Genomic DNA, 7,432 nt, shown 5'->3' on the forward strand with positions numbered 1-7,432 from the left:
CATTATGCCGCCGACAAGCCCTTTCAGCAATGCGCGCTTGTCGCGCAATCGGTAACAAATTCCCGTTCAAAAAATTTACGCCTTTCTCCAGCCCAGTAAAACCGGGGCTTTCAGCGCAGTCAATTTTTCGACGACTGTTATACGATGTCTGTAACCCTCCGTAACACCACCCGGTTTCGGCACTACATAACCATGAAAAAAGTGCTCGTTTTTATGGTTACCACTACATTTCGTCCAAACCGTGAAGATAGACGCAGTCTACAACTGACAGGCGGCACCGGAGGCCGCTACAATTACCGACTTTGTCGCAACGCCTGGAGCTCAACCTTCCGTGCCTGTTCTGCGTCTACCGCTACTCCCTGCCGAAGCAGGTAAACAGCACTGGGGCAATCTGCCCGGTGCCGCCCTCAGCCTGGCGATTGCCGAGGCTGCCAGCGCTGCCAAGCGCTTTACCCTGCTGCTGACCGCCGACAGCCAAAGCGCCGAACGGCTGGAACAGGAGCTGAGTTTCTTCGCCCCGGATTTGCCCGTACTGCATTTCCCCGACTGGGAAACCCTGCCCTACGACCTGTTCTCGCCGCACCAGGACATCATCTCCCAGCGCATCGCCAGCCTGTATCGCCTGCCGGAACTGGCCCACGGCGTGCTGGTGGTTCCGATCACCACCGCTTTGCATCGCTTGGCGCCGACCAAATTCCTCCTCGGCAGCAGCCTGGTGCTGGACATCGGCCAGAAGCTCGACGTCGAACAGATGCGCGCGCGGCTCGAAGCCAGCGGCTATCGCTATGTCGACACGGTGTACGAGCACGGCGAGTTCACCGTACGCGGCGCGCTGATCGACCTGTTCCCCATGGGCAGCAAACTACCGTATCGCATCGACCTGTTCGACGACGAAATCGAAACCCTGCGCACCTTCGATCCGGAAACCCAGCGTTCGATCGACAAGGTCGAGTCGGTCAAGCTGCTGCCGGCCCGCGAGTTTCCATTGCAGAAAGACGCAGTCACCCGCTTCAAGGCGCGTTTCCGTGAGCGCTTTGACGTCGACTTCCGTCGCTGCCCGATCTTTCAGGATTTGAGCAGCGGCATCACCCCGGCCGGCATCGAGTACTACCTGCCGCTGTTCTTCGACGAAACTTCGACGCTGTTCGATTACCTGCCTCAGGACACACAAGTGTTTTCGCTGCCGGGCATCGAGCAAGCGGCGGAAAACTTCTGGAACGACGTGCGCAATCGTTACGAAGAACGCCGTGTCGATCCTTCGCGTCCATTATTGCCACCGGCCGAACTGTTCCTGCCGGTGGAAGACTGCTTCGCGCGCCTGAAGAACTGGCCACGCGTCGTTGCCAGTCAACAGGACGTTGAAAGCGGCGTCGGCCGTGAGCGCTTCCCGGCCCATGCGCTGCCGGACCTGGCCATCGAAGCCAAGGCCACGCAACCGCTGGCGGCGCTGGCCGGCTTCCTCGAAGAATTCCCCGGTCGCGTGCTGTTCACCGCCGAATCGGCGGGTCGTCGTGAAGTCCTGCTGGAACTGTTGGAACGCCTGAAGTTGCGGCCGAAAACCGTCGACAGCTGGCCAGACTTCGTTGCCAGCAAGGATCGTCTGGCGATCACCATCGCCCCGCTCGACGAAGGTCTACTGCTCGACGACCCGGCGCTGGCGCTGGTAGCGGAAAGTCCGCTGTTCGGCCAACGGGTCATGCAACGTCGTCGCCGCGAGAAGCGCAGCGACGTCAGCAACGATGCGGTAATCAAGAACCTCACCGAACTGCGCGAAGGCGCACCGGTGGTGCATATTGACCACGGCGTCGGGCGCTACCTGGGCCTGACGATTCTGGAAATCGACAATCAGGCCGCCGAATTCCTCACCCTCGAATACGCCGAGAACGCCAAGCTTTACGTGCCGGTGGCCAACCTGCACCTGATCGCGCGCTACACCGGCAGCGACGATTCGCTGGCGCCGTTGCATCGCCTCGGCTCGGAAACCTGGCAGAAAGCCAAGCGCAAGGCCGCCGAGCAGGTGCGTGACGTCGCCGCCGAATTGCTCGACATTTACGCCCGTCGTGCCGCCCGTGAAGGTTACGCCTTCGCCGACCCGAAGGCCGATTACGCCACCTTCAGCGCCGGTTTCCCGTTCGAAGAAACACCCGATCAGCAAGCGACCATCGAGGCGGTACGCGAAGACATGCTCGCGCCGAAACCGATGGACCGGCTGGTCTGCGGCGACGTTGGCTTCGGCAAGACCGAAGTGGCCATGCGCGCCGCGTTCATCGCCGTGCACGGCGGTCGTCAGGTGGCGATTCTGGTGCCGACCACCCTGCTCGCCCAGCAGCACTACAACAGTTTCCGCGACCGCTTCGCCGACTGGCCGGTGACCGTGGAAGTGATGAGCCGTTTCAAGTCGGCCAAGGAAGTCAACGCGGCGATCGCCGATCTGGCGGAAGGCAAGATCGACATCGTCATCGGCACGCACAAGCTGCTGTCCGACGATGTGAAGATCAAAAACCTCGGGCTGGTGATCATCGACGAAGAACACCGTTTTGGCGTACGCCAGAAAGAACAGCTCAAGGCCCTGCGCAGCGAAGTCGACATCCTCACCCTGACTGCGACGCCGATTCCGCGCACGCTGAACATGGCGGTGTCGGGCATGCGCGATCTGTCGATCATCGCCACGCCGCCAGCGCGACGCCTGTCGGTGCGCACCTTCGTCATGGAACAGAACAAGAGCACGGTCAAAGAGGCCCTGCTGCGTGAACTGCTGCGTGGCGGTCAGGTTTACTATCTGCACAACGATGTGAAGACCATCGAAAAATGTGCCGCCGACCTCGCCGAACTGGTGCCGGAAGCGCGCATCGGTATCGGCCACGGGCAGATGCGCGAACGTGAACTCGAACAGGTGATGAGCGACTTCTACCACAAGCGCTTCAACGTGCTGATCGCCTCGACCATCATCGAGACCGGCATCGACGTGCCGAGCGCCAACACCATCATCATCGAACGCGCCGACAAGTTCGGTCTGGCCCAGCTGCACCAGTTGCGTGGTCGTGTCGGCCGCAGTCACCACCAGGCTTACGCCTACCTGCTGACACCGCCGCGCCAGCAGATCACTTCCGACGCGGAAAAGCGTCTGGAAGCGATCGCCAATACCCAGGACCTCGGCGCCGGTTTCGTGCTGGCCACCAACGACCTGGAAATCCGTGGCGCCGGCGAACTGCTGGGCGATGGTCAGAGCGGGCAGATTCAGGCCGTCGGTTTCACCCTGTACATGGAAATGCTCGAGCGCGCAGTGAAGTCGATCCGCAAGGGCGAGCAGCCGAACCTCGATCAACCGCTGGGCGGCGGCCCGGAAGTCAATCTGCGGGTGCCGGCGCTGATTCCGGAAGATTATCTGCCGGATGTGCATGCGCGGTTGATTCTGTATAAACGCATCGCCTCGGCCACCGACGAGGAAGGCCTCAAGGATCTGCAGGTGGAGATGATCGACCGCTTCGGCCTGTTGCCGGAGCCGACCAAGAACCTGGTGCGGATCACCGCTTTGAAATTGCAGGCGGAAAAGCTTGGCATCAAGAAAGTCGACGGCGGGCCGCAAGGCGGGCGCATCGAGTTCGAAGCGCAGACGCCGGTTGACCCGATGACCCTGATCAAGCTGATCCAGACGCAGCCCAAGCGCTACAAGTTCGAAGGCGCGACGATGTTTAAATTCCAGGTGCCGATGGAGCGCCCGGAAGAACGTTTCAATACTGTCGAGGCGCTGTTTGAGCGTCTCATCCCGAAATCCGCTTGAAGGACGCCCGATGCGCCTGTTCCGCTCTCTGACTTTGTTGCTTGCACTTGCAGCACCGACGGCGTTTGCCGATGACACGTATCAGGTCGAAATGATCCTGGTGCGCCAGAATGCCGTCCCGGCCATCGTCAGCCGCGCCGCCCCGGAAGACTGGGCCGCAGGCGCCCAGCGTCTGGGCAGCGACAGCCAGCGCACCCCAGCGCTGAATGATGTGGTGAGCAAACTCACCGCCAGCGGCGAGTACACCGTGCTGATGCACAAAGCCTGGCAGCAGAGCCTCGGCGAAGCGCCGGCGAAAGTCGCAGTGAGCGAAGGTCAGGAGCAGTTCGGCCAGTTCCCGATCGAGGGCACGCTGGAAATGAAACTCGGCCGCTTCACCGACGTGACCGCCGATTTCTGGGTCAATCAGATCGACGCCAATGGCCTGGTCACTGCCAGTGAGCGCCTGCGTCAGGACAGCCACACCAAGAACGGCCAGCTCAATTACCTCGACAACGGCCACCTGGCCCTGCTGATCAAGATCACTTCCCTGACCGCGCCAGCGCCTCGCGAAGCGCCTGAAGTCGTGCCGGACTGATCGAAGTCCTTATGCCGCCGCCCCTGAGCAAACCGCTGGCCCCGTCGTGGGTCAGCCGATTCAAAGAACAGAGTCTGGAGCGCGGCCGCCGCTACGCTTTGGAGAATCGCGTGCGCATCGCTCAGGTCGGCGATGCGACCATCACCGCCAGTTGCGAAGGTTCTGGCGGCAGTGTCTACCGGCAGACCATCCATCTGCGCGAGTCAGCCAAAGCGACGCTGTTGCTGGTCGACGCCACCTGCACCTGTCCGGTGCGCAGCAACTGCAAACACTGCGCGGCGGTGCTGCTGAAAATCCAGGAAACCCTCGACTACCCCGCCGCCGCGAAAGATGCCGAGCTGCTGGAGAAGCTCCAGGCCGTGCTGGAAAACCGCAGCCCGAAAGCGCCACCGCAAGTGCTGGTGGACAACGTGCAGCCGGTGCCGCGCCTGTGGCTGGCGAGCGTCGAGTTCAGCGCCTTCGAGCCGCGCAACGGCAAGATGCAGCGCTACATTCAGCACCGCGCGGCGCTGTCGTTCAGCTATTTGGACGAATACGTCAGCGGGCAAAAACACAGCGATATCCTGATCCGTCAGGAAGCCCAGACCCTGCGGATAAAACGCCACCCGGACGTCGAACAGTCCTACCGCGAACAGTTACGCATCCTCGGTTTCCGCATCGCCACAAGGCAGAGCAAAGCCCTGCCGGAAAGCGCCGGCGAACTCTACGAGATGGTCAACGACAGCGCCTGGCTGACCTTCACGCTCAATGACTTGCCGAAGTTGCGCAGCCAGGGCTGGGAGTTGCAGATCGATGAGGAATTCGGTTTCGACCTGACCGCCGTCGACGACTGGTACGCCACCGTCGAACAGGCGCCGGAGCGCGACTGGTTCGATCTGGAACTGGGCATCATCGTCAACGGCGAGCGCCTGAGCCTGCTGCCGATTCTGCTGAATCTGATGCGCTCGCACACCGAGATCCTCAACCCGGAACGCCTCGCCCGCCGTCGCGATGACGAGCTGATTCTGGTCAACATTCCGCAACGCACCAGCGAGCATGGGCCGTTGCAAGTGGCGCTGCCGCTCGGTCGCTTGAAGCCGGTATTGATGACGCTGGGCGAGTTCTATTTGCAGGAGCCGGGCGAAACCACCCTGCGCCTGAGCAAGGCTGACGCCACCCGGCTCAATTCGCTGGAAGGCCTGCCGCTGTTGTGGGAAGGCGGCGAGCAGATGCGCACCTTCGCCCAGCGCCTGCGCGACATCCGCGATTTCAGCGCCGAAGCGCCGCAAGGCTTGAACGCGACGCTGCGCCCGTATCAGCTTGAAGGCTTGAGCTGGATGCAATCGCTGCGGCAACTGGAGGTCGGCGGCATTCTCGCGGACGACATGGGCCTGGGCAAAACCCTACAGACCCTGGCGCATATTCTCAGCGAGAAGAACGCCGGACGCCTCGATCGTCCGTGCATGGTGGTGATGCCGACCAGCCTGATTCCGAACTGGCTCGATGAGGCGGCGCACTTCACTCCGCAGCTGAAAGTGCTCGCCCTGTATGGCGCCACGCGCAAGAAACACTTCGACAATCTGGCCGACTTCGACCTGATCCTCACCACTTACGCCCTGTTGCCCAAGGACCTTGAGCGCCTGGCCAAACAGCCGCTGCACGTTCTGGTGCTGGACGAAGCGCAATACATCAAGAACCCCAACAGCAAAGCCGCCCAGGCCGCCCGCGAGCTGAATGCACGCCAGCGCCTGTGCCTCAGCGGCACGCCGCTGGAAAACCACTTGGGCGAGCTGTGGTCGCTGTTCCATTTCTTGCTGCCGGGCTGGCTCGGCGACGTGAAAAGTTTCAATGCCGATTACCGCGTGCCGATCGAAAAGCGCGGCAGTGAAGTCAGACTGCAGCACCTCAACGGTCGGATAAAACCGTTTCTGCTGCGCCGTACCAAAGAGCAGGTCGCCACGGAGCTGCCGCCGAAAACCGAAATCATTCATTGGGTCGAACTCAACGAAGCGCAGCGCGACGTGTACGAAACCATGCGCCTGGCGATGGACAAGAAGGTCCGTGACGAGATCACTCGCAAAGGCGTGGCACGCAGTCAGATCATCATTCTCGAAGCATTGCTCAAGCTGCGCCAGGTCTGCTGCGATCTGCGCCTGGTCAACGACGCCACCCTGCCCGCACGCGGCAGCACTTCGGGCAAGCTCGACAGCCTGATGGAAATGCTTGAGGAACTGTTCGAAGAAGGCCGGCGAATCCTGCTGTTCTCGCAATTCACTTCGATGCTGACATTGATCGAAGAGGAATTGAAAAAACGCAAGATCGCTTACGCCCTTCTCACTGGCCAGACCCGTGACCGGCGCACACCGGTGAAGGAATTCCAGAGCGGCACGCGCCAGATCTTCCTGATCAGCCTGAAGGCTGGCGGTGTCGGTTTGAACCTCACCGAAGCCGATACGGTGATTCACTACGACCCGTGGTGGAACCCGGCAACCGAGAATCAGGCGACTGACCGGGCCTATCGAATCGGCCAGGAGAAACCGGTGTTCGTCTACAAGATGATTGCCCGGGGCACAGTGGAAGAGAAGATTCAGCACCTGCAGAAGGAAAAGTCAGACCTGGCAGCGGGCGTGCTCGATGGGCGCAAGGCCGGGGACTGGAAGTTGCAGAGCGATGATATTGAAGCGCTGTTTGCGCCGTTGCCAGACAAGATCGATAAGCGTTAAAGCGGCGTCGCTGGTTAGATAGCTTTCGCTGGCAAGCCAGCTCCCACATGGTTATGAGCTGTACCAAAGATTGTGATTCAACTCGATATCTGTGGGAGCTGGCTTGCCAGCGATGGGGTCATCGGATATTGCGCAGTCACTCAGGGCTCAACCCTTCGAAACCGGCAACGGCGCAAACAGCGCCTCGATATCACTCTGTTCCAGTTTGAATCCGCCCGTCGTGCCACCCTCCAGTACCGCCCCGGCCAGCGCCGCTTTCTCCTGCTGCAACGCCTGGATCTTCTCTTCGACGGTGCCTTTGGCAATCAACTTGTAGACGAACACCGGATTGTTCTGCCCGATGCGATACGCCCGATCAGTCGCCTGATTCTC

General features: G+C 61.0%; 4 protein-coding genes. 3 read left to right on the plus strand and 1 reads right to left on the minus strand.

The annotated features are described in order from the left end of the window. Nucleotides 1–331 precede the first annotated feature (331 nt). Genes mfd through J5M66_RS23395 form a run of 3 tightly spaced genes read left to right on the plus strand, consistent with a single transcriptional unit; the run spans nucleotide 332 to nucleotide 7,060 of the window. Nucleotides 332–3,781 (plus strand): transcription-repair coupling factor, encoded by a 3,450-nt coding sequence (gene mfd, locus J5M66_RS23385; RefSeq protein WP_024013632.1) that lies wholly within the window; start codon nucleotides 332–334, stop codon nucleotides 3,779–3,781. A 10-nt stretch (nucleotides 3,782–3,791) separates the two neighbouring features. Beyond that, nucleotides 3,792–4,358: a CsiV family protein gene (locus J5M66_RS23390; protein ID WP_071173055.1), complete on the plus strand. Its 567-nt coding sequence runs from the start codon at nucleotides 3,792–3,794 to the stop codon at nucleotides 4,356–4,358. Between the two features lie 11 nt (nucleotides 4,359–4,369). Further along, nucleotides 4,370–7,060 carry a DEAD/DEAH box helicase gene (locus J5M66_RS23395; protein WP_073471435.1) on the plus strand — a complete coding sequence of 897 codons (2,691 nt, stop codon included), beginning with the start codon at nucleotides 4,370–4,372 and terminating at the stop codon, nucleotides 7,058–7,060. 147 nt (nucleotides 7,061–7,207) lie between these two features. Here J5M66_RS23395 and J5M66_RS23400 read toward each other — a convergent pair. Further along, nucleotides 7,208–7,432: DEAD/DEAH box helicase (locus J5M66_RS23400; protein WP_207817505.1), on the minus strand; the 225-nt coding region annotated here is incomplete at its 5' end.

This window comes from Pseudomonas sp. 67(2021) (genome assembly GCF_017491835.1).
GTDB lineage: Bacteria > Pseudomonadota > Gammaproteobacteria > Pseudomonadales > Pseudomonadaceae > Aquipseudomonas > Aquipseudomonas atacamensis.

Coding starts and splice junctions, on each gene's coding strand:
- J5M66_RS23390 (WP_071173055.1), top strand. CDS start 3,792: ATGCGCCTGTTCCGCTCTCTGACTTTGTTGCTTGCACTTGCAGCACCG.
- J5M66_RS23395 (WP_073471435.1), top strand. CDS start 4,370: ATGCCGCCGCCCCTGAGCAAACCGCTGGCCCCGTCGTGGGTCAGCCGA.